Source organism: Actinosynnema sp. NPDC049800, from assembly GCF_040656635.1.
In the GTDB taxonomy this organism is placed as follows: domain Bacteria; phylum Actinomycetota; class Actinomycetes; order Mycobacteriales; family Pseudonocardiaceae; genus Actinosynnema.
The window spans coordinates 13,872-36,304 of the sequence record NZ_JBFAMT010000044.1; the positions used below are offsets into that span (position 1 = coordinate 13,872).

General features: G+C 74.1%; 17 protein-coding genes. 3 read left to right on the forward strand and 14 right to left on the reverse strand.

What is annotated here, in order from left to right; all coding sequences use genetic code 11:
• Positions 1-18: 18 nt before the first annotated feature.
• From AB0I91_RS33305 to AB0I91_RS33340, 8 genes are all read right to left on the reverse strand, one after another.
• Complete coding sequence (locus AB0I91_RS33305) at positions 19-2,262, reverse strand: NACHT domain-containing protein (protein WP_499640521.1); 2,244 nt, start codon at positions 2,260-2,262, stop codon at positions 19-21.
• 322 nt (positions 2,263-2,584) lie between these two features.
• Positions 2,585-3,076 (reverse strand): adenylyl-sulfate kinase, encoded by a 492-nt coding sequence (locus AB0I91_RS33310; RefSeq protein WP_499640523.1) that lies wholly within the window; start codon positions 3,074-3,076, stop codon positions 2,585-2,587.
• On the reverse strand, positions 3,076-3,777 hold the full coding sequence (locus tag AB0I91_RS33315) for a phosphocholine cytidylyltransferase family protein (protein ID WP_499640525.1): 702 nt from the start codon (positions 3,775-3,777) through the stop codon (positions 3,076-3,078). The genes AB0I91_RS33310 and AB0I91_RS33315 overlap by 1 nt, the downstream gene beginning before the upstream one ends.
• Positions 3,774-4,373 carry a gamma-glutamyl-gamma-aminobutyrate hydrolase family protein gene (locus AB0I91_RS33320; RefSeq protein ID WP_499614621.1) on the reverse strand — a complete coding sequence of 200 codons (600 nt, stop codon included), beginning with the start codon at positions 4,371-4,373 and terminating at the stop codon, positions 3,774-3,776. Before AB0I91_RS33320 ends, AB0I91_RS33315 begins: the two co-directional genes overlap by 4 nt.
• A complete protein-coding gene (locus AB0I91_RS33325) occupies positions 4,370-6,646 on the reverse strand; it encodes a PEP-utilizing enzyme (protein WP_499640527.1) in 2,277 nt (758 codons plus the stop codon). The genes AB0I91_RS33320 and AB0I91_RS33325 overlap by 4 nt, the downstream gene beginning before the upstream one ends.
• Complete coding sequence (locus AB0I91_RS33330) at positions 6,643-7,407, reverse strand: class I SAM-dependent methyltransferase (protein ID WP_499614615.1); 765 nt, start codon at positions 7,405-7,407, stop codon at positions 6,643-6,645. Before AB0I91_RS33330 ends, AB0I91_RS33325 begins: the two co-directional genes overlap by 4 nt.
• Positions 7,408-7,420: 13 nt before the next feature.
• Positions 7,421-7,777: a hypothetical protein gene (locus AB0I91_RS33335; RefSeq protein WP_498777492.1), complete on the reverse strand. Its 357-nt coding sequence runs from the start codon at positions 7,775-7,777 to the stop codon at positions 7,421-7,423.
• A complete protein-coding gene (locus AB0I91_RS33340; protein WP_499640529.1) occupies positions 7,774-8,940 on the reverse strand; it encodes a beta-ketoacyl synthase N-terminal-like domain-containing protein in 1,167 nt (388 codons plus the stop codon). Before AB0I91_RS33340 ends, AB0I91_RS33335 begins: the two co-directional genes overlap by 4 nt.
• A gap of 306 nt (positions 8,941-9,246) precedes the next feature.
• On the opposite strand from AB0I91_RS33340, the gene AB0I91_RS33345 reads away from it, so the two are divergent.
• A complete protein-coding gene (locus AB0I91_RS33345) occupies positions 9,247-12,186 on the forward strand; it encodes an AfsR/SARP family transcriptional regulator (RefSeq protein ID WP_499640531.1) in 2,940 nt (979 codons plus the stop codon).
• 304 nt (positions 12,187-12,490) lie between these two features.
• The gene (locus tag AB0I91_RS33350) at positions 12,491-13,195 is read left to right on the forward strand and encodes a G1 family glutamic endopeptidase (RefSeq protein ID WP_499640532.1); all 705 of its coding nucleotides are present in this window, start codon (positions 12,491-12,493) and stop codon (positions 13,193-13,195) included.
• A gap of 34 nt (positions 13,196-13,229) precedes the next feature.
• Here the strand turns inward: AB0I91_RS33350 and AB0I91_RS33355 are convergent, their stop codons facing one another.
• The 6 genes from AB0I91_RS33355 to AB0I91_RS33380 form a co-directional block, all read right to left on the reverse strand.
• Positions 13,230-14,165, reverse strand: a complete 936-nt coding sequence (locus AB0I91_RS33355; protein ID WP_499640534.1) for a PDR/VanB family oxidoreductase — start codon at positions 14,163-14,165, stop codon at positions 13,230-13,232.
• 11 nt (positions 14,166-14,176) lie between these two features.
• Positions 14,177-14,401, reverse strand: a complete 225-nt coding sequence (locus AB0I91_RS33360) for a hypothetical protein (protein ID WP_499640536.1) — start codon at positions 14,399-14,401, stop codon at positions 14,177-14,179.
• On the reverse strand, positions 14,398-15,450 hold the full coding sequence (locus tag AB0I91_RS33365) for an aromatic ring-hydroxylating dioxygenase subunit alpha (protein WP_499640538.1): 1,053 nt from the start codon (positions 15,448-15,450) through the stop codon (positions 14,398-14,400). Before AB0I91_RS33365 ends, AB0I91_RS33360 begins: the two co-directional genes overlap by 4 nt.
• A 156-nt stretch (positions 15,451-15,606) precedes the next feature.
• Positions 15,607-17,133, reverse strand: a complete 1,527-nt coding sequence (locus AB0I91_RS33370; RefSeq protein ID WP_498777478.1) for an acyl-CoA synthetase — start codon at positions 17,131-17,133, stop codon at positions 15,607-15,609.
• Between the two features lie 10 nt (positions 17,134-17,143).
• Complete coding sequence (locus AB0I91_RS33375) at positions 17,144-17,281, reverse strand: hypothetical protein (RefSeq protein ID WP_498777476.1); 138 nt, start codon at positions 17,279-17,281, stop codon at positions 17,144-17,146.
• Between the two features lie 131 nt (positions 17,282-17,412).
• On the reverse strand, positions 17,413-21,375 hold the full coding sequence (locus tag AB0I91_RS33380; protein ID WP_499640540.1) for a CHAT domain-containing protein: 3,963 nt from the start codon (positions 21,373-21,375) through the stop codon (positions 17,413-17,415).
• A 240-nt stretch (positions 21,376-21,615) separates the two neighbouring features.
• On the opposite strand from AB0I91_RS33380, the gene AB0I91_RS33385 reads away from it, so the two are divergent.
• On the forward strand, positions 21,616-22,371 hold the full coding sequence (locus tag AB0I91_RS33385; protein ID WP_498777524.1) for a protein-L-isoaspartate O-methyltransferase family protein: 756 nt from the start codon (positions 21,616-21,618) through the stop codon (positions 22,369-22,371).
• Positions 22,372-22,433 lie beyond the last annotated feature (62 nt).

Genomic DNA, 22,433 nt, shown 5'->3' on the forward strand with positions numbered 1-22,433 from the left:
CGCCGGGGTGAACCCCGCTCAGCCCGGATGAGCGGCCGGCGGCGCGTCGGGCGTGCCGGGCTGGGCGCGCGTCGGACCGGGGTTGACGGCCGCCGCCGCCAAGTGGCTTTGCAGCGTGCGGTGCAGGAAGGCGTGACCGTCGAGCCTGCGGCGGGTGATGATCCGCTCCTCGGTGTGCGCCAGGAACGCCTCGACGTCGCGCGGCAGCATCCCGGCCCGCACCACCAGGCGCAACGCCGCGCGGTGGCTCCACCAGCCGTGCATCGACACGGCGAACCCGACCAGCCAGATGCCCGTGATGCCGGCGATCGTCGCGTGCAGCAGCGCGGGGCGCAGTGGTTCGGCGACCGAGCCGCTGAGGACGTGCGCCGATCCCAGCACCAGCAGTGCCGCCGCGCCCGTGCCAAGCCGCACGACCAGCGTGCGGCGAGCGGCCGAGGCCCGGCGACCGTGCGGGGTGGTGCGGGCGACCGCCTGGTCCGGCAGCGTCAGCACGCCCGCGGCGAGCCCGGCGGTGAGGCCCGGGATCAGGCCCAGCAGGAGGCCGTGGAAACCGTCCATCCAGCCGAGGTTGCCGCCCACGGTGCCGATGGCCACGCCGATCGCCACACCCGTCAGGAGCACCCGCAGGAACGAACCCTGCGCCCCGCGCCAGTCCAGCCGCCAGTGCGCGGACACGAACCGGGCGCGGACGAGCCGGGACTCGCCGGCCTCCGGCACCTTGCCCGCGGATCGCCAGTACACCAGCGCGGTCGCCGACAGCACGCCGGCGCTCACCACGCCGGCCACCGCACCTGCGGTGATCGCGGCGTGGCCGATCACGGCCGCGGCGCAGCCCACCGCCGCCGCCAGGTAGGCCCGGGTGAGTTCTGCGCCCGCCGACCGCTCGGGCCGGCTCAGCCAGGACAGGTTCAGCCCGTCGACCGTGAACGTGTCGCGCCCGGCCGACTCCATCAGCACCGCCAGCCCGCGCATGTGGTGCAACGACTGCCCGTCGCCGTACGAAGCGGTGCTGGTGAGACCTCGTTGTCGGGGCAGGGCTTCGGTCAGGTAGGCCGACCACAGCCGGTCGAGGTCGTTGTCGATCAGCTCGCGGACCAGCGCGTCGTCGACGTGCCTGCCCCGGTAGGTCAGCACGGCCACGGTCAGCGTCAGCGGGGTGTCGAGCAGCCGCACCAGCTCCGGGTTGCGGTCGCACGCCGCGCGCAACGAGGCCAGCTCGGGCCCCGCCTCGCGCAGGTAGTCGTCGACGTCGAGCGGCCGCAACGGCTCGATCTGCACCGCGACGCCGAACTCGAGCCGCCTGCCCGACTCGAAGTACTCGTCGACCCGGCTGCACACCACCATGCCCGCGTTGAGCCGGGAACGCAGCAACGACAGCACCTCCACGCACCGCCTGCGGTCGTCCAGGTCGCGGATCTCGTCGAGCCCGTCCAGCAGCAGCACGACCGGGCTGCGGTCCGCGCGCAGCCAGCGCCGCACCCGCTTCGGCGGCACCTGGTACAGCCGGCCGATCTCCCACGCGAGCCACTCCACGGCCGTGTCGACGGCGAGCTCGAGCTGCGCCTGCTTGGCCTCGGTCAGGCGTTGCTGCCGCATCGCGAGGTCCTCGGCGCTCTCCTCCTCGCCGTCCTCGGCGGACCTGGGCCGCAGCAGCGCCCGGTGCAGGCCGGCCAGCTTGTACGGATCCACCTTCCAGCTGCTGCCCGACAGCGACACCACGATCGGCACCGGGCCGTCGGGATCCGCCAGCAGGTGTTCGGCGAGCCGCAGCAGCTGGGTGGTCTTGCCGGCGCCCGGCGCGCCCAGCACGACGAGCCTGCGCGCGGTCCTCTCGTCGGCGAAGATCTCCACGATGCCGGTCAGGGTCGGGGTTCCGACCACGCGCAACGGGCCGGTGATCGCGTCGCGGCGCTCGGCGAAACCGAGCTTCGCGGGCACGATCCGCTCCAGCGACCGCGCCAGGAACTCGTCGATCCAGACGACCTTCATCCGCCGCCGCAGGTCGTCGAGGTGGCCGTCGGCGCGCGGGTCGAACGCCTGGTCGGCCACCGCGTCCGGGGCGCGTTCCCGTCGTTGCCACGCGAGGCCGCCCGCCACCAGGGTGACCAGGGCGAAGACGCTCAGCGCCAGGCCGGTGTTCTGCTTCATCCACGTCTGGCCGGGCAGCGGGTTCTCGGCCACCCAGTCGCCGAGCGGGGCGAAGTAGGCGGCGGCCACCGCGGTGAGGACGACCGCGAACACCCAGCCGCGCCTCCCCATCGACCCCACCTCCGCCGCCGGTGTCGTTCGGCACGGGCCCGAAGTTTCGTTCGGGGCACGAGCCGGACGGTGATCATATCGGCACGAGCGCCCGCGGGCGGTGTCCGCCGCGAAGCCGCGGTCGTGCGGTGGGACGAGGGTGGCCGAAGGTGCGAACCGCATCGGCGGTCGAGGTGATCGGGCCCGCAATGCCTCGGTCACCGCCCGACTTCCGCGTTCGCCGTGTCGACCCAGCGCTCGCCGCGTTCGACGAACCGGTCCGGCAGCGCCGTCGACGTCCGCTCGTCCACCCTGGTCCCGAAGTCCCGGGTGCCCGGCGCGATCAGGTGCCTGTCCTTTCCACGAGTGCGAGGACGCGGTCTGCCACGTCGTCCGGTCGGGTGGTCGTGGTGTCGACGGCCAGGTGCGGCGACCGCGGGAACTCGGCGGCGATGTCCACGCCGACGACTCCGGTCCGGCGGTAGACCTCCGAACGCCCGCGCAGCGCCTCCGGCGACGCGCGCAGCCACACCTCCAGGTAGCCGGGCAGGTGCTCGCGGTTCCACTCGTGCACGGCGTGGAACAGCGACACCGTCGCGCACACCACCAGGTGGCCCTGCGAGGCGATCTCGGCGGCCGGCCGCGCGTAGACCATCGCGAGCCGGCGGCGTTCGGCCGGCTCGAAGCCCGGCCCGGAGGCCAGCGCGTGCCGGACGCGGTCGCCGTCGAGCAGCACGGGCGGCCGCCCGGCGCGCACCAGCCGCTGCCGCACCAGCTCGGCGGTGGTGGTCTTGCCGACGCCGGACAGCCCGGTGATCCACACGACGCCCGCCATCACGTCCCCTCGTCCAGCGCCTTGAGGACGTCGCGCCCGGCGGCGACGTCCGAGGGGTGGTCGAACTCGAACCACGGCCCCGCCGCCGGCACGGCGGTCACGGTCAGCTCGCGCACGAGCCGGCCGGTCAGGTCGAGCCCCGGCACGTGCGCCGCGGACGCGGCGGACCACCCGTGCGGCGTGAAGCGGAGCAGTCCGGTGTACTGGCCCTGCACCTCGGCGGTGGTGTTCGCGCGTCCGCCGATCTCGACGACCCGGTCGCCGTCGAGCCGGAACGTCTCCGCGTCCGCGAGCGGGTCGGCGAACCTGCCGCGCCACAGCGGTTCCCAGTCCGGGTCGTACACCACGGCCACGTCGCCGCCCGCGGTCGCGAGCCGGCGCACCGACTCGGCCGAGTACACGATGTCGCCGTAGCTCACGACCACCGGTTCGCGGGTCAGCCACTCGGCGGCGGCGGCGAGCGACTCGACCATGGTCGTCGAGGACCAGCACGGGTTGTGGAACCGGGTCAGGTCGTGGCCGTCGAAGGCCTCCGCCCGCCGGCCCGTGACCACGCCGATCTCGTCGGCGCAGGCCCGCGGGGCGCGGACTCGCCGGTGCAGCAACGAGGACCCCTCGACCTCGACGAGGCACTTCGGCCGGTCGTCGGTGGCGTCGCCGAGCCGGGACCCGCGGCCGGCGGCCGGCACGAGCGCCTTCACGACACCTCCAGCAGCCCGCGCACGAGGGCCACGTCCTCCGGCGCGTACTCCGGCTCCCGCTCCGGGTGCCACATCACGCCGACCAGTCGCGCGTCCCGGTGCCGCACCGACTCCACGACCGGTCCGCACACCGCCTCGACCACCAGCGGGTCGGCCACCGCGTCCGCGCCGAAGCGGTGGAAGCTGTTGACCTCGCGCCGCCCGCCGGAGCGGAAGTCCACCTCGTGGCGCACGCCGACGTGCCCGGCGACGGGTCGCAGCGACGTGCCGAAGTGGTTGAGGATCGCCTGCATCCCCCGGCACACGCCGAGCACCGGCACGTCGCCGGTCAACGCCCACCGCAGCAGCCGCCGCTCGGTCTCGTCCCGCCGCGGCGCGGTCCCCCCGTACGGGACGAGGTCGCCGCCGCCGGTGAGCACCAGCCCGGCGAGCCCCAGCTCCCGCGCCGCGCGCACGGCGTGCGGCGCGGAGTTCGGCAGCGGCACCGCGACCACGCCGCACACGGCGAGGAACTCCACCCACCGCACGTCCAGCGCGTCACCCTCCTCGCCGTGCTCGTCCTGCACGGCCCGCTGCGTGATCCCGACCGCCTTCACGTCACCACCCCCACGTGTCCCGCACCCGCGTCGACCTCCAGCGCCGCCGCGCCGAGCCACGCCCGGAACTGCGACTCCCCCACCCCGATGACCGCGGGCACCCCCAGTTCCAGCGCGCGGATCGCCATGTGCGAGTTGACCCCGCCGAACGCGGTCACCAGGCCCGCGACGCCGCGGGAGAACAGCCAGTCGTAGCCGGGGTCGGCGCCCGCCACCAGCGCGATGGCGCCCTTCGGCTCGTCGCCGGCGTCGACGTCCGCCACCCGCGCCACCACCCGGCCGCGCGTGACGAAGTTCGGCCGGGTGGCGGGCACCCGGAAGCCCCACACGTCGTCCGGGCCGGTGATCAGCGGCGGCGGGACGACACCGCGGCTGACCGCGTGCGCGGCGCGTCCGCGTTCCACGGCGTGCTCCAGCGAGTTCGAGCCGATCTCCTCCACGTCCACGTAGGACATGTCGTCGGCCGAGAACCCGTGCCGCGAACCGAACTCGCGCACGCCGACCAGCACGTCGCTGAGCACGGCGGTGAACTCGAACTTGGCCCGCTCCCGGCCGCGGATGGCCGCGCCGACGAGCGCCGGCAGCCGGTGCGCGTCGAACGTGAAGCCGGCCTGGCGGATGAGCCGGTCGATGGCGCGCACCTGGCCGGGGCCCGGCCGGAACCCGCCGGCTCCGGCGACCGGCGGCCGGGGCGCCGACCAGTCGAAGTAGCGGTCGGGTTCCTCGTCGTAGCGCGGCGACAGGATGTCGTAGGCGCCCGGCCGCAGGTGCCCGTAACGCTTGAGGAACGCGGTCTTCCCCATCGAGGCGAAGTCGCTCTTCAACTCGCCCGCGACCAGGCCGAGCCCCGCGACGAACGCGGCCCGCTCGTCCTCGCTGAACACGCCCGTCGCGACCAGGTCGCCCAGCAGCTCGGTGGCCACGAACGCCGCCCGCGCCAGCCCGGCGAACGGCGGCGTCCCGTGCGCCACGCAGGTGTCGAGCATCGCGGCGATGCCCGGCGCGCAGCACCCGGGCTCGTGGTGGCCGCACCCCGGTCGGGGGTCGAGCAGCCGCAGGGACGCGAGGTTGCGCTCCCACAGCGGACCGGACACCATCCGGTCGGTGAGCTCGCGCAGCGCCTCGCGGAACGCCCGGTGCTCGCGCGTGGTCAGCCCGGCCTCGGCCACCGCGTCCACCCGGTCCGGCCGCAGGCCCAGGTTCGAGACCACGACCTCCGACTCGACCTTGTCGTGCAGGTGGGGCCGGTCGACGAGCCGTTCGAGCCAGTGGTCCACCAGGTGCGCCGCCAGGTCGTCCGGCAACCCCTGCGGCAGCAACGAGTTCAGGCTCACCCGCACGTCGACGTACGGCAGGCCCGCGAAGTCCACCAGCAGCGGCACCCCGCTCAGGTCGCGGTAGCCGTACCGGCGGCGGGCGCGGGCGTACACGTCGTCGGTGATCAGCCGTCGGTACAGCGACGACGCCAACGGCCGCGGTCGCAGGCCGATGATCTCCGCCGGGTTCCAGTCGGGCATCACGCCGAACACGGTGCGCTTGCCGACCACCGGCCCTCTCGCCGACGACCGGCTGCCGATCACCGCGGACACGCGCTCCAGCACCCGGCGGTGCGCCGCGGCGGGCACGGGCGCGGCGGCCACGACGAGCGGGCGGACCTGGAGCAGCACCAGCGCGCCCGAGGACCGGACGGCGAACTCGACCTCCAGGCCGTCCACGCCGGTCAAATCCGCCGGCTCGCACAGCAGCGCGGTCACGCCCGGCAGCGGCGCGTCCGGGCCCCGGTCGGTGCCGTACCAGGTGTTCACCCCGCCGACCCGGCCCGCGGTCACCGCGTCCGCCCCCGCGCCCTCGACCCAGTCGACCACCAGGTACGGCGCTCCCCCGCTCGGGTCCCGCCCGCACGCCACGCCGCTGAGCACCCCGTCGCGCACCTGCGGCTGCACCAGTACCTGGTCGTCGGGCCGCTCGCCGTCGTAGGAGGCGAAGACGCGGTCGACGCCGTCGGCGAGCTGCGCGCGGGTGTGCAGGCCGGGCAGCGTCCGGAACCGCCCGGCCTGCGAGCCGTGCGCCGAGTCCTCGGTCCCGGCGCTGCTGCGCGCCATCAACGGACCGCGCGCCCACGGGCGCCGCAGCACGTCGTCGAGCACGCGTTCCCGCTCGGCCTGCCGGCGGCGCAGCGGGAAGCACGCCAGGGGCGGCACGTCGGCGCGGGTGACCAGCGGCGTCAGGCGCACGAGCGACTCGGCCTTGGTACCCAGGCGGACGCGGGTCACGGGCGGTCCTCCCCCCGACGGCGCGCGACCCACGCGACGGTCTCGTACGGCACGGAGACCCGCGCGCCCGCTTCGGTCCGCACCAGCTCGCGGATCTCCCGCAGCACGGTCTCGAAGCGGCCGCCCGCCTGCTCGCCGAGCGTCCAGTGCGAGCGCCACAGGTCGCACCACGCCTCGGCGTCGAGGTCGTAGACGGTCCGGCCGGAGATCCGCACGGGCCCCTCGAACAGCCCGCTCTCCTCGATCACCGTGCCCTGCTCGGACCGCCGCACGCCGTACCGGAAGTCCGGCACGTGCGACTTGATCAGCTCCTCGATCCGCGCCTGGAGCGGGTCGTCCAGCTCGCGGTGGTTCCACAGGCACACGAAGTGGCCGCCGGCGCGCAGCAGCCGGGCCGCCTCGCGCAGCGCGACCCCGCGGTCGGTGTGGTCGAACGAGCCGCCGTAGCTGACCAGCGCGTACCGCCCGGCCGGCCGTCCGGTGTCCTCGCCGACGCCGGTGTGCCAGCTCACCGAGCTGTAGTCGGCCGTGCGGCGCTGGCCGAGCACGCGCATGGCGTCGTTCGGCTCGACCGCGTCCACCAGCAGGCCGCGGTCCAGCAAGGGCTGGGTGAGGTGCCCGGAGCCGGCGCCGATGTCGCACGCGATGTCCCCGAAGCCGACACCGGCCACCCGGACCACCGCGTCGATCACGGTGGTGACGTACTCCGGCCGACCGCTGTAGGTGGACGCGTACTTGCCGAAGTCGAACTTGATCGGCATGGGAGGTCTCCTGTCACGTTGGCGTGCAGCGGCGGACGCGCACGGGTAGGGGTCGGAGGCGGTGGCCCAGCCGGGCGGCGGTGTCGACCGGGTCCGGCTCGCGGAAGCGCGCGGCGAGGTCCTCGTCGTCGATCCACTCGCGCCACTGGCCGACCTCGCCGCGCCGGTTGACCCGCGGCCCGTCCCCGGCGACGCGCGCCTCGTGCGCCCGCATGGCCTCGAAGGAGCCGCGCGCCACCGCCCGTTCCAGCTCGGACCGGTCCACCGCGGACCGCGGGAACCGGGGCAGCGCGCCGAGCAGGCGGAGGTCGGCCCGGTGCCGTTCGACGGCTTCCCGGTCGGCCCTCGACGTGGTCGACTGCCCGGTCATCGGCTGCTCCCGGTGTGCGGTTGGAGGACGGCCGCCGCGACGTTGCCGCCGAACCCGAGGCCGATCTGCACGGCCGGTCCGCCGGGGTGCAGGAAGTGGCCCTCGGCGAGCTGCGGGTGGCGCTGCTCGGTGACCGCGCGCGGTGCGGGCACTACGCCCTCCACGACGGCTCGCGCCAGCGCCACCAGCTCCAGCAGCGGCGCGGTGCCCATGGTGTGGCCCAGGAGCGGCTTGAGGCCGTACGTGACGGCCTTGTCGCCCAGGTGCGCCAGCACCCGCTCGTCGGCGGTGTTGCAGGCCACCGTGCCGGTCGCGTGCGCGACGTACAGCCCGATCGCGGCCTTGTCCACGCCGGCGGCGGTCAGGGCCTGGTCGACGGTGCGCACCAGGTGCTCGCCGGACGGCTCGATCGACGTCGGGTGGTGGGCGTCGTTGCCCAGCGCGGTCGACAGCACGCGCAGGTAGCCCGCCGGGTGCGGCGCCGCGGTCAGCACTACCGCCGCCGCGGCCTCGCCGATGACGAACCCGCGCGTGCCCTCCTGGAACGGGCGGCAGACGTCGTCGGGCGGGCTGTCGTGCACCAGCGCGCCGAGGTCGGCGAACAGCCGGATCTCCTCGCCGTCGTAGCCGACGTCGGCGGACGTGACGACCACGTCGGTGGCGTCGCCCCAGCGCAGCAGCCGGTGGGCCAGCGCGACGGCGTGCAGGCCGGACGAGCACGCGGCGCTGAGCACGGCGCTCGGACCGAGGAACCGGTTCTTGATCATCACCTGGCCGGGCGGCGTCGTCCGCACCCGCTCGACGAACCGGCGGCGGTTCGTCGCGCCCGGGTACCGGTCGCGCCACAGCTCGCGGTCCGCGCCGGTGGTGGCGTGCAGCACGGCGACCCGCTCGCCCGGTTCCCAGCCGTGCGCGCGGGCGTCGGCGACGGCCTCCTCGGCGACCTCGGCGACGGCCCGCGCGTACCGCGTCGTCCCGCCCGACGCCTCCGGCCGGTCCGGCACGCGGGCGTACCAGCAGGGGTCGGGGAAGGCGTCGCCCAACCCGCGGTGCGGCCTGGCCGAGGAGACGCCGCCGACGAGCCCGTCCCACAGCGCGTCGACGCCCCAGCCGTAGCCGGTCGCCGCGCCGGCACCCACGACGTCGATCACCCCGTCGGACATTGCCGCCCTCTCTGGTCCGAGGCGCATACGCCCCCTCGGAGTCCGGCTGGGCGGAGCCCCTCGTGTCCGCCCAGCCGAAATCCGATTGCCGCGTCCGCTCGGCTCGCCGGCGGACGGCACAACTCTTCTCGGAGGTGGGCAAGTACCGCTGTCACAGCGCTTTAGCGCCAGCTCAAGGGCGGTGCGATGACGTGTGGCGCGGCGAGTGCCGCATAACGCCGACGTCGAATTCCCTCAACCGGCCGCTGGCCGACGCCAATTCCGGCAACTACGCTGGACGCCTTGGGGGAAAGGGTGGGGGACGCAATGCTCTCGGGTATTCGCTATTCCGCACTGGGGCCGCTGTCGGCCTGGCGGGCGACGGAGAAGATCGAGCTGGGCTGGGCCAAGCAGCAGGCCGTGCTCGGCGTGATGCTGCTGGAGATGAACCGGCCGGTGCCGGTGCGCAAGATCGTCGACGGGGTGTGGGGAGAGCAGGGGCCGCGCGACGCGCGCAACGCCGTGCAGACCTACATCAGCCGCCTGCGCCGGGTGTTGCGCGGGCCGGGCGAGTCGCTGGTGCACACCGAGGCCGGGTACCTGCTGCACGGCGAGCCGACGAACCTCGACGTCGTGGTGTTCGAGCAGCACCTCGACGCCGCGCACGAGCGCTACCGCGACAGCGACGTGGCGGGCACGGCCGAACAGGTGGACGCCGCGTTGGCGCTGTGGCGCGGCGAGCCGTTCAGCGGGCTCGACGGCCCGCTGCTGGAGGCGGAGCGGCAGCGGCTGGCTGAACGCCACCTCAGCGCGCAGGAGCTGCGGGCCCGCATCGGGATCGAGCTCGGCCGGGCCGGTGAGAGCGTCGCCGGGCTGACCAGGCTGGTCGCCGAGAACCCGTTGCAGGAACGGCTGCGCGCGCTGCTCATGCTGGCGCTGTACCAGTCGGGCAGGCGGGCCGCCGCGCTGGACGTGTTCCAGGAGACCAGGCGGCTGCTGGCGGACGAGCTGGGCGTGGACCCCGGCGAGGAGATCCGCGACCTGCACGAGCGGATCCTGCGCGGCGACCCCGGCCTGACCGCGCCCGGCGGGCAGCCGGCCACGCGCAACACGCTGCCGCGCGACGTCGCGGACTTCACCGGCCGGGCGGGCGAGCTGGCGCGGCTGCTGGCCGACCCGCCGCCGTCCACCGCGGCGGTGGTGGAGGCGGTGGACGGCAGCGCCGGGGTGGGCAAGACGGCGCTGGCCGTGCACGCGGCGCACCAGCTGGCCCACCGCTATCCCGACGCGCAGCTGTTCGTCAACCTGCACGGCCACTCGCCGGGCCGCACGCCGGTCGAGCCGCTGGCCGCGCTCGACACGCTGCTGCGCGCGCTCGGCGTGCCCGGCGAGCGGATCCCGGCGAAGCTGGACGCCCGCGCGGGCCTGTGGCGGGCCGAGCTCGCCGACCGCGCCGCGCTCGTGGTGCTGGACGACGCGACGGACGCCGAGCAGGTCCGCGCGCTGTTGCCGGGCACGGCCCGCAGCCTCACCCTCGTGACGAGCAGGCGCAGGCTGGTCGACCTGGAGGCCGCGCACGCGCTGTCGCTGGACGTCCTGCCGCACGACGACGCCGTCGCGCTGTTCGGCCGGATCGTCGGGGACCGCCGGGCCGACGACGAGGCGGACACGGTCGCCGAGGTCGTCGAGCTGTGCGGCCGCCTGCCGCTGGCGATCCGGATCGCCGCGGCCCGGCTGCGCACCCGTCCCGCGTGGACCGTCCGGTACCTGGCCGACCGGCTGCGCCAGGACCGGCCGCTGGCCGAGCTGGAGGCGGGCGACCGGGGCGTCACGGCGGCGTTCTCGCTGTCCTACCGGCACCTGACCGGCGGGCAGCAGCGGGTGTTCCGCATCCTGGGGCTGCACACCGGCCCCGACCTCGACGCCGACGCGGCCGCCGCGCTGGCCGGTCTGGAGGTCGGCGCGGCGCGCCGGGTGCTGGAGGACCTGGTCGACGTGCACGTGCTGGAGCAGCCGACGGCCGGGCGCTACCGGTTCCACGACCTGGTGCGGCACTTCGCCCGCGACGTGGTGGAGGGCACCGAGCCGGAGCCCGTGCGGTGCGCCGCGCTGGACCGGCTCGGGGACCACTACCTGCACACGGCCGCCGCGGCCATGAACACCATCGCGCCGCACGAGCGCTCGCGCCGTCCGGACCTGCCCGCGCCGGCCGTGCTCGCCGAGTACGACGAGGCGTTGGCGTGGCTGGACGCCGAGCGGCCGAACCTGCTGGCCGTGGCCGCGCGACCGCGGTACGCGACGCCGCTGGCCGACGTGCTGCACCGCTACCTGCACCTGCGCAACCACATCGACGACGCCCTGGTGCTCGACTCGCTCGCGTTGGCGGCGGCGACCGACCGCGACGCTTCGGGGCGTGCCCTGCACCGCCTGGGCCTCGGCCACTACCGGTCGGGCAACCAGGCGGCGGCGCGGTCGTTCCAGGAGCGGGCGATGGAGGTCTTCCGCACGTCCGAGGACCGCCAGTGGGAGGCGGACGTGCTGCGGGCGACGGGTGTGCTGGACGGCCTGGCCGGCAGGCACCGCGACGCGATCGACACGAACCTGCGGGCGTTGACGATCATCCGCGAGGTCGGCAGCGTGGCGTGCGAGACGGCGGCGCTGTCGAACATCGGCGTGGCCTACCAGCGCCTCGGCCGGTACGACGAGGCCTTGGAGCACCTGACGGAGGCCGCGTACCTGGCGCGCACCATCGGCCACGAGGTCGCCGAGGGCTACGCGTTGTGCGAGACGGGCGTCGTCCACCGCCGGCGCGGGGAGTACGCCGAGGCGCTCGACCACCACCGCCGGGCGTTGGCGAAGGCGTGCGCCAACGGCCACCGCGTCGGCGAGGGCTACGCGTTGGCCAGGCTGGGCGAGGTGCACGGCCTGATGGGTGACGAGGCGCAGGCCCTGGACCACCTGGACCGGGCGCTGGCCGCGAGCCGCGGTGCGGTGCACCGGGTCAGCGAGGGCGACGCGCGGTGCGCGTTGGGAGAGCTGCACTTGCGCGCCGGTCGTCGGGCGGAGGCGGCGGCGGAGTTCGGCCTGGCCTTGGCCATCGCCGTCGACACCGGTGACCGGGGGCAGGAGGCGCGGGCGCAGGAAGGACTGGGTGACGCGGCGGACGATCCCGAGGTGGCGCGGCGGCACTGGTTGCGGACGTTGGAGGTGTACGCGGTGATGGACGTGCCGGGCGCGGACGCCGTGCGGGACAAGCTGGGGAGTTAGCGGGGACGACCCGCGTCGGCCGCCCCGGCGCCGAGGCTGCGACCGTTCTCCGGGCCGGGCGGCCCGACCGGCTTCCCGGCCAGGCGGACTTCGCAGCCAGGCGGACTTCTTGGCAGGGCACCGCACTTGGGCGTCGTCCCCCGCTCGAACGCCGGAACCCGTGTCGGCAAGCACCTCCCGCCGCGGCACCGCACGCCCGGTGTCGGCCGCCCGTGACCGGTGCTCTTTCGGGTGTACTTCACCTTCGGCGGCGCGAACCGGGCCGACACTGGTCGCTGAACCGGCTCCTCCAGAAGGTTGGACCATGCGCCGCATCCCCGCTCTGCTCGCCGCGCTGGTGCTGATGGTGGCGGTCACGCCTCCAGCATCGGCCGAGACCCGGGATTCACCGCACTGGGTCGGATACGGGGCACGCGACCCGGAGGGTTTCCGATCCGTGAGCGCCAGGTGGACCGTGCCGGCGTACGTGGGCGAATGCAGCGGGAACCGGTGGGCGGCGTACGCGGTGTGGGTCGGGATGGGCGGCCAGGACGGCGGCGCCACCGACACCGTCGAGCAGACCGGCACGATCGCCGAGTGCCGGGACGGGACCGTGGAGCACTGGGCCTTCGTCGAGGCGTACCCGGCCGAGGCCGAGCTGTTGTTCGAGGTGCAGCCCGGAGACGTCGTGGATGCCCAGATCACCATGAGGGATGGGGTCTTCGACTTCCTGGTGGCCGATTCGACCTCCAAGAGGTGGGAGGACGGAACCCGGGCGACCACCGGGCTGGGGCGGACCGCGGAAGTGGTCGTCGAGAGCCCGGACGGCGAGTACTTCAGGAAGTTCGACCCGGTCCACTTCAGGAAGGCGAAGATCAACGGTCGATCCATCGGCCTGCTGGACCTCACCCGCTGGACGTTGGTCGACTACGACGGCGACCACCCCACCGAGCCGCGCGTGGTCCGCGCCTGGGCCACCCACTTGTTCAACGCCGGAACGGCGTTCGACGTCCACTGGCTGTCCGAGTGACGGCGGCGCCCGCACGGCGCCGCAGGGGTCCCGGTCACAGGTCGAGGACGAGTCGTGGGCTTCGGGACCGCGACACGCAGATCATCATCACGTCGCAGGCCGCCCGCTCCCCCTCGTCGAGCACGGAGTCCCGGTGATCCGGGACTCCCGCCAGCACACCCGTCTCGCACGTGCCGCACGTGCCCTCCCGGCACGACGACAGCACCGCGATCCCGGCCTCCTCCACCGCGTGCAGGACCGACTCGCCCTCCGGCACGACCAGGGTCCGACCCGACCGCGCCAACTCGACCTCGAACGACGTGCGCGGGCCTTCGACGGCCCTGGGCGTGAAGCGCTCGACGTGCAGCCGAGCGGGAGAGCGCTGTTCGACGGCGGCCAGCAGCGGTTCCGGCCCGCAGCAGTAGATCTCGGCGTCCGCCTCCAGGAACGAGTCCAGCTCCAGCAGCCCGGTCTCGTCCTGCGGCCGCACGACCACCCGGTCGCCGTACCGGTCGCGCAGTTCTCCGGCGAACGCCATGGACGAGCGCGTCCGCCCGCCGTACAGCAACCGCCACGACGCGCCCCGATCCGCGACAGCCCTGATCATGGGCACGATCGGCGTGATGCCGATGCCGCCCGCGACGAACAGGTAGCGCTCCGCCGCCACCAGCGGGAACTGGTTGCGCGGCCCGCGAACGCGCACCGCGGACCCCTCGCCGAGCGTCGAGTGCACGTACCGCGAACCCCCGCGGCCGGCGGGCTCGTGCAGCACCGCCACCTGGAGCGCCGAGCGGTCCGCCGGGTCGCCGCACAGCGAGTACTGGCGGACGAGGTCCGGCCCCAGCACGAGGTCGACGTGGGCGCCGGGTTCCCAGGCGGGCAGCGGTTCGCCGGCCGGGTGGCGCAGGGTCAGCCGCACCACTCCGTCGGCGATGAACTCCTTGCGCTCGACCAGGACGTCGAACTCCACGTGCTCGGCGGACGCGGTCATCGGGCTCCTGTTCACCGGTGGGCTTCGATCGGCCGCCGCTCGACCGGCGGCGGTGACCCGGCCGTCGGCGGCGCGTGGCCCTCCGGGTGGGCCAGCAGCCAGTCCCACAGTCGCACCGGGTCGTCCGAGTCGTGCTCGGCTCCGCAATGGCACACGCCGACCAGCAGGTCGGTGCCCGGTTCCCAGTGGACGCGGTAGACCGTGCCGCCGCGCAGCATCGCCACCCGGTCGCTCATGTCGCGGTCGCCTTCGCGGGTTCGCCGGCCGCCGCGACCATGCGCTTGAGGATGCGCCGCGCGGCCAGCCCGCCGGTGTCGATGTTGATCGACAGTTCCTGGTAGCCCTCGGGCTCGGACCGGATCACGCGTTCCAGGACGTCCAGCGCGGTGACGTCCTGGAGGACGACCGTGCGGTTGCTGTCACGCAGGAAGTCCGACACCTCCTGGTCGTCCAGCGCGAAATCCCGTGCCACGGCCCAGAAGTCGTGCGTGCTGTGCTCGGTCTCCGGTGTGATGGCGTAGACGACCTCGACGTGGAAGCCGCGCGGGTCCGAGCCGTCGGCCTCGGGCAGCACGCCGACCGGCGCGACCCGGCTGTGCAGCAGGTACAGGCACGGCGGGTGGTACTCGATGTCCTGCCAGCGCGTGATCCGGCCTTCGATCCCGGTGGACCTGGCGTAGAACGGCGGGCACGCCGCGTCGGCCATGTGCCGGCTGACGTAGATGATCCCGTTGTCCTCGTCGACCTCGGTGGTGATCGGCGTGTTGGCCACCTCGGGCGTGCCGATGTACCCGCCGTGCAGGTAGGTCTCGTGCGACAGGTCCATGAGGTTGTCGACCAGCAGCTCGTACCGCGCCGCCAGCGGTTCCATCCCGCACACGGTGGTGTAGGCGGGGTCGGCGAGCCACGGCGCCCGGGGGATCAGCGCCCGGTCGGCCCGGTCGCGCTCGCCGATCCACACCCAGACGAACGAGTCCTGCTCCACCACCGGGTAGGACGGCACTCGTGCGGTGCGCGGGATCCGCTCCTGACCCGGCACGAACACGCAAGTGCCGGCCTTGTCGTAGGTGAAGCCGTGGTAGCCGCAGACGATCGCGTCGCCCTCCAGCCTGCTTTCCGAGAGCGGGTAGCGCCGGTGCACGCACCGGTCCGCCAGCGCCACCACCTCGCCCGCCTCGCTGCGGTAGAACACCAGCGGCTCGCCCAGGATCGTCCTGGCGAACAGCTCGTGCCCGATCTCGCGGCCGTAGGCCGCCACGTACCACTGGTCACGCGCGAACGTCATGATCTGGCAACCTCCTGCGGTGCACGGTCCGGGCACGAGACAGATCGCGGCCGGGCACGGGGCGGTCGGCCGACGTGCCCGCCGCGGACCTCTGATGCGTCCGTCGCCGCCCCATGCGGTGATCTTCGAGCGATGCGTCTCCTGTGGACGGTCGGGTCAGGTCGCGCCGTAACGGGCGCGCACGAGTTTCTTGAGCAGCTTCCCGGTGGCGCTCTGCGGCAGTTCGTCCACGAACACCACGGACTTCGGGATCTTGTAGCCCGCCAGCCGGTCGCGCAGGAACGCCAGCACGTCCAGCTCGCTCGTCGCGTCCGCACCGGGGTTGACGGTGACGACCGCGCGGCCCACCTCGCCCCACCTGGGGTCCGGCACGCCGATCACGGTGCACTCGGCGATCGCCGGGTGCTCGTGGAGGACGCCCTCGACCTCCGCCGGGTAGATGTTCTCCCCGCCCGAGATGATCACGTCCTTGAGCCGGTCGACCACGGTGATGTAGCCGTCCTCGTCCGGCGTGGCGACGTCGCCGGAGTGGAACCACCCGTCGGGGCCGAAGGCCACCGCCGTGTCCGCGGGCCGCCGCCAGTAGCCGCGCATCACGTTCGGACCGCTGATCACGATCTCGCCCTTCTCACCGGGCCCGACGTCGGCCAGGTCTGGCCCGACCACGCGCACGTCGGTGAAGAAGTGCGGCACACCGGCGGTTCCCGCCTTGGCCTCGCTCATCTCCTTGGTCAGGTACAGGGCGCCGGGCGAGGTCTCCGTCATGCCGTAGCCCTGGCTGAAGGACAGCCCGCGTCGCTGGTAGGTGCGGATGGTCGACTCCGGCACGGGCGCGCCGCCGCAGTTGACCTGCCGCAGGCTGGACAGGTCGGCCTCCTCCCAGCGCGGGCAGGCGGCGATCGCGTTGTACATGGTGGGAACGCCGAACATGTAGGTGACGCGGTGGGTCTCGATCTGTTCGAGCACCCCGGCGGCGTCGAAGGCGGACATGAGGACGACCGTGCCGCCCTTGATGAGCGTGGGCAGGCAGGTCATGTTGAGCCCGGCGGTGTGGAACAGCGGCGCGACGACCAGCGTCACCTCGTCACTGGCCAGGTCGACGTCGACCAGCACGTTGACGGTGTTCCAGGTGAGGTTGCCGTGGGTCAGCATGGCGCCCTTGGGCCGCCCGGTCGTGCCCGAGGTGTACATGATCAGGCACAGGTCGTCGAGCGTGACCGGCTCGTCGATCGGATCGGCCTCGGAGGCCGCGATCAACTCCTCGTACGAGGACTCACCCGCGGCGGGGTGGTCGAGCGCGATGACCCGCAGCGGACCCACGGCCGCCCGGACCGCCTGGACGACGGATGCCTGCTCCGGCGCGTACACCAGCACGTCACTGCCGGAGTCGGTCAGGACGTGGGCCACCTCCGCCGGCGCCAGCCGCATGTTCAGCGGGACGAACACCGCGCCGAGCACGCCGACGGCGAACAACGCCTCCAGGAAGGCGGGGTGGTTCGGCCCCAGGTACGCGACCCGGTCGCCCCGGCCCACCCCGACCCGCCGCAGGCCGTGCGCCAGCCGGAGGACCCGCTCGTGCAGCTGCCGATAGGTCGAGCCACGACCTTCGTGGACCACCGCCACCTTCTCCGGCGTCTTGCGGACCCGCCGTGCGGGCCACGAGCCGATGCCCTGGTTGCGCATGACGACCCCTTCAGTCCTCGACCAGGCCCGGCGGGCGGGCGGCGCGGTCCTCGATGATCTCCGGCCGGACACCGTGCTCCCCCGCCGGCCTTCGCGCGCCGACCCGGCCACCACCGATGACCACCGCGACCTCGCCCGGCAGCTCCATCGCGCATCCCCTCCCGCCGACCCGCGCTCGAACCGGTCCCCACATGAAGCTAGGCACATCCATGTCGGCCGTCAAGAATTTGCCCAACGTTCGGTGCGGGAAGAGCCCTGGAGACGACGCCTGGCTCGGTTTCAGGGTCCGACGTGGATGTACGGGACCCAGGCGGAGGGCAGCGTGTCCCAGCCCCGGGCGCGGAGGTCGTGCACGGCGTGGTGCAGCGCGTAGGCGGCTCGGTCACCGGCCGTCGTCGTGCCGAGGCGTCGGTAGAAGCCGCGGGCGACCTCGGCGGCGGTGGTGTCGTGGATCGGCCACAGGGTGGCCACGACGTTGCGGTAGCCGGCCAGGTGGAGCGCGGCGCCCAGGTGCAGCGATTCGTCGGGCAGGTCGCCTCCGCTCGCGGTGTCGCACGCGGAGAGGTAGGCCAGTTCACCGCTGAGGTGCAGGCGGGAGACGTCGGCGACGGTCAGCCGTTCGTCGTGCAGCACCAGTCCCGAGGCCGACGGGTGTCGGGCGTCGGCCACGCCGTGGCAGGCGAAGTGCACGTGGGTGTGCCGTCGCAGGTCGGCGAGCACCCGGTGGCGCGCCGCGTCGGCGGATCGGCGCACGGTGCACCGGCCTCGCGACAGCTCGGTGAGCACGGCGACTTCCGGGTCGACGTCCAGCGCGACGGCGTCCGCCGCGTCGGGGACCGCGACGACGAGCGTGCCGTCGCGCCCGGCCGGTTCGTCCTTGCGCGCCAGGGAGAGCGCTCTGATCGTGGGTGTGTAGGAGGACACCGTGCGGTGGGGCACGGAGGCGGACGTGCCGGGGATGCCGGCCGCGTGGAGCGGCAGCCTGGTCATGGCGCCGGTCGGGCACCACCACAGCCGGGGCGTCGGGCCGAGGTGGTCGAGCACGGGCCGTGCCACGGCCTGCCACAGCCACGCCAGCACGTCGTTCAGGACGGTGTTGTGCGCGATGACCCCGGCGACGCCCTGGGCGGCGTGCGCGGCCGCGGCGAGTTCGTCGGCCCGTTCGGCCGCGGTGGCCGCCGTGAGGTCGGGCAGGGGCACCACGTCGACACCACGGGTGGTCAGGACCAGGGCGTCGCAGCGCAGTGGGCTCACGTTGACGATGACGACCGGTCCGCCGGCCGCGGCGGTGAGCAGCTCGGTGAACGGCGGCGGGCGCAGGAAGCCGGCCAGCCCCGGCAGCCCGCGGACCTCGTCCACCGCCTCGTCCCACTGCCGGGCCAGCGCCATGCGGCGGTCGCGCGCGGCGGGTGCGGGATCGGTCGCAGGAGCCTCGTCGAGGCCGTCGCGCAGTTCGACCAGCCGCCGCGCGAGGTCGGGGCGCACGTCGTGCAGCGCCAGGAAGTCCGTGCGCAGGTCCAGGACCTGCGACCAGAGCACGGACCGGCCCTGCTCCAGCAGTTCGACGGCCCGTTGCGGACGACCCGCCGCGAGCGCGGTGGCGGCGGCGTGCGAAGCGACCCCGACCATCGCCAGCAGTTGCCGTTGCTGGTCCTCGCGGTGCAGGCCGCGCCAGGCGAACACCGGCAGCAACGCCACCACCTGCTCGTACCCGGCGAGCGACGACTCCACGTCGTGGCCGGCCGCCGCAACGGCCCACCACGACGCCGCCTGGATCCGGTCGAGCGCGGGCGACGCGACCGAGCCCGCCGCGACCGCCAGCGCGGCGAGGGCCTCGGCGAGGTCGGCCGGGTCGTGCCCGGCCCGGTGGCGGCGGATCAGCGCGGTGGCGAGGTTGTACGAGTGCACCGCGTGCCGGGTTTCGCCCGACGTGGTGCGCGAGACGCATTCCCGCATCAGGGCGACGGCCTCGTCCAGGTCCCGGGCCTGGCCGGTGGACCCGAACCGGTCGGCGAGCGCGCCACCGAGGTTGGAGAGGTACCGGGACCGGCCGGGGTCTTCTGGGCGCGTGGCCGCCAGGACGTCACGATAGATCCCGATGGCGCGGTCGAGGTCGGCCGGGTCGCGCCGGACGCGGAAGCGCGTCGCGTACGCGTTCGCGAGGTTCGTCGAGTTCCGGGCGTGGCGGGTCGTGCCCTCGATCCCGGTGACCGACCCGATGCCCGCCTCCACGGCCGCGTCCAGGTGCGCGGGGTCACCGGTGAGGTGGTACAGGTTCCCCAACCCCTCGCACAGGCCGGCGAGGATCTCGGGCCGCAGCACCTCGGTCGGCCCGACGGTGGCCAGCGCCTCGTGGAAAGCGTTCACCGCGTCCACCGCGTCCGCCGCGGCGCCGGTCCGCTCGAAGCGGCGGAGCAACGCGCCGCCAAGCTGGTCGACCAAAGAGGGATCCGGACGGACGCCACCCGCGATCCCGCGCCGGATCACCGCGATCCCGTCGTCCAGGTCGCGCGCGGAGCCGAAGAGCTCGTACGCGGTCAGCAGGGCGTGTCCGACCGCCCCCAGCTGGACGACCGCCATGCCCGGCGGCAACTCGGGCGCGGTGATCTCGCGGGCGATGGCCAGCGCGCGCGTGGCCGAGTCCTGGTCGCCGTGCCGGTGGTAGCGGGCGAGGTGCGCCCGCACCAGGTTGGCCTGGTCCAGCAGGTGCTCGGGATGCCCGTCCGGCCTGGCTGCCGCGGCGGCGGCGTACAGCTCGATCGCTTCGTCCAGGTCCTCGTCGCTGCCGAACCTGCGGGAGCGGTCGGACAGCGCGACGGCCAGGAGGTTGAGGTGGTCGACGTAATGCGGCCGGTCCGGCGGGACGTGGTCACCGGCCGACCTGTGCCACCGCACCGCCTCCTCGATGGCCGCGCGGTCGCCGGTCTCGTCGAACAGCAGTCGGTATGCGGTGCCGAGCTGCACCCTGGCCCGACCCTTGAGGTCGGTGCTGCTGCTGTCCACCACGGTCAGCAGCAGCTCGATCGACTCGGCCAGCGCGCCCGGCACGCCGCAGAGGTGCGCCGGCACCAGCGCGTTCGCCAGGTTGACCACGCAGTAGTCGGTCAAGGGCTGCTCGCCCCGCGCCGGGCCGAGTGCGGCGCGCCCGGCCGCGACGCCGTGCTCCACGTCGAGCGGGTCCTGGAACCGCTCGAAGCGCGCGAGGTAGGTGAGGCACAACCGGGTGTGGGCCAGCGCCTGCGGCACCCCCAGCGCGAGCTGCTCCGCGAGCGGCACGGCGCGGCGCAACACCTCGACCGCCTCGTCGAGGCCGACGGTCGTGGTGTCGGTCTCGGCGCGGGAGACGAGGGCGAGGCCCAGTTCCAGCAGGGCGTGGACGTGAGCCGGGTGGCCAGGCTCGGTCGCCGCCACCCCGAGGCGGTAGAGGGCGATCATGCGGTCCGGCTCGTCGGTCCCCACGTGTTCGCCCAAGCCGGCGAGCAGGTCGGCGGTCAGCGCGGCGACGTGCGCCCGGACGTCGTCGTCCGCGTCGGGGTCGTGCCACGTCCGCGACATCACCTCGACCAGCAGGTCGGCCCGCTCCGGCCCGGGTCGCTGCACGTACTGCGTCGCCCGCAGGTCGACCAGGTTCATCAGCGCGACGGGCCGGTGCCGCCAGCCGGGCCGCGCCGCCGCGAGGCAGGCGTCGAGGACGCGGGCGGCTTCGGCGCCGTCCGGGCTGTCGGGGCCGTCCACCCGGAGCCGGAGCGTCAGGAACCCGCCGAGCCGGCACAACGCGGTGCCGTGGAACTCCTCGCCCTCCGGGAGCCTGGCGGCGCACGCGGTCGTCGCAGCCACCGCGCGGTCGAGGTCCGACCGGTCCCCGGTCACCTCGAAGCGGGAGGCGAAGCCGCCGCCCAGGCTGTAGAGGAAGAACGGGTCGAACTCGCCCTCCCCCGCGCCGCCTGCCTCGACCAGGTCGAGCGCGGCCGATAACAGGACCGGCAGCACCTCGGGGTGCGCCTGCCGCAGCGCGAGGAACCGGTTCAGGTAGGCCGACACGGTGTCCAGGTCCTGGTCACCGGCGAGGAACCGGCACCAGCAGAGGTACGCCACGGCCACGACCGCGTCCGGATCGGTCGCGTCGGCGAGCGCGTGGGCTTCCGCGAGCGCATCGGGCGCCAAAACCGCGTCGACGTCCTGGTCCTGGAAGAAGGCGGCGACGCGCCGGAAGAGCGAGGCGGCCAACTGCTCGGTCTCCACAACACCTGCCTCGCACGGCGTCGCCCTCGCGTTACCGCCGGGATCGTCCGACACCGTGGCCCGCACCCGCCGGGCGCGGTGGAACTCGTTGCGGGGTGGGGAATCCGCCGACGTGGGCCGACCCGATCCCACCTTCCTGGTGGTGGACGGAATCCTTCCGATGCCCGACGCTGTCGCGTGACGTGAGCGCGCGCACCGGCGCTGCCGTGCCGGGGAAGCCGGAGGAGGACTCCCGTGGAGATGGCGGACCGCTTGGCCGGCTACGCGAAGGCGTTGCGCGAGCAGGGGGCGATCCGGACCGACGCGGTCGAGCGCGCCTTCCGCTCGGTCAGGCGGGACCGGTGCGTGACCCACTTCTACCCCGGGCCCGGTTCGCGCGTCGACGTCGGGCCGGACGGGCCGCCCGGAGCGGTGCTGGACGTGATCTACCGGGACACCCCGTTACCCGTCCGGCGGCCCGGGACGGGGCCCACGGCCCGGTGCTCGTCCGCGCGGCCGAGCCTGGTCGCCCGGATGCTGGAGGCGCTCGACCTGCGACCGGGGCACCGGGTGTTGGAGATCGGCACGGGCAACGGCTACACCGCCGCGCTCATCGCGGCCGTCACCGGGACCCGCGTGTTCTCCCTGGACTGCCGGCTGGACGTGGTGCACGACGCCCAGCGGGCGATGCGCAGGCTGGGGCGGGCCGACGTCACCGTGGCGTGCGGCGACCTCGAACGCGGCGTGCCGAGCCAGGCCCCGTTCGACCGGGTGATCGTCACCTTCCCCCGCGACCGCGTGTCGCCCGCGTGGCTCGACCACCTCGGCGCGGACGGCGTGCTCCTCGTCCCGATGAGCCTCGCCGACGCCCATCCGGTGCTCGCGGTTCGCGTCAATCGCGACGGCGCGTTCGGCACTCCCGCGATGTGGACGTCTCCCCGGGATTACGACTGGGCGCTCGCGGCGGAGGAATTCGACCGCCCGAAATCACCGATCCCGATCCCGACCCGCCGGTGACTCCGCACCGCCACCACCCGACCGGTGTGACTTGGATGTTAAAGATGGGTGTGAACCTGCCG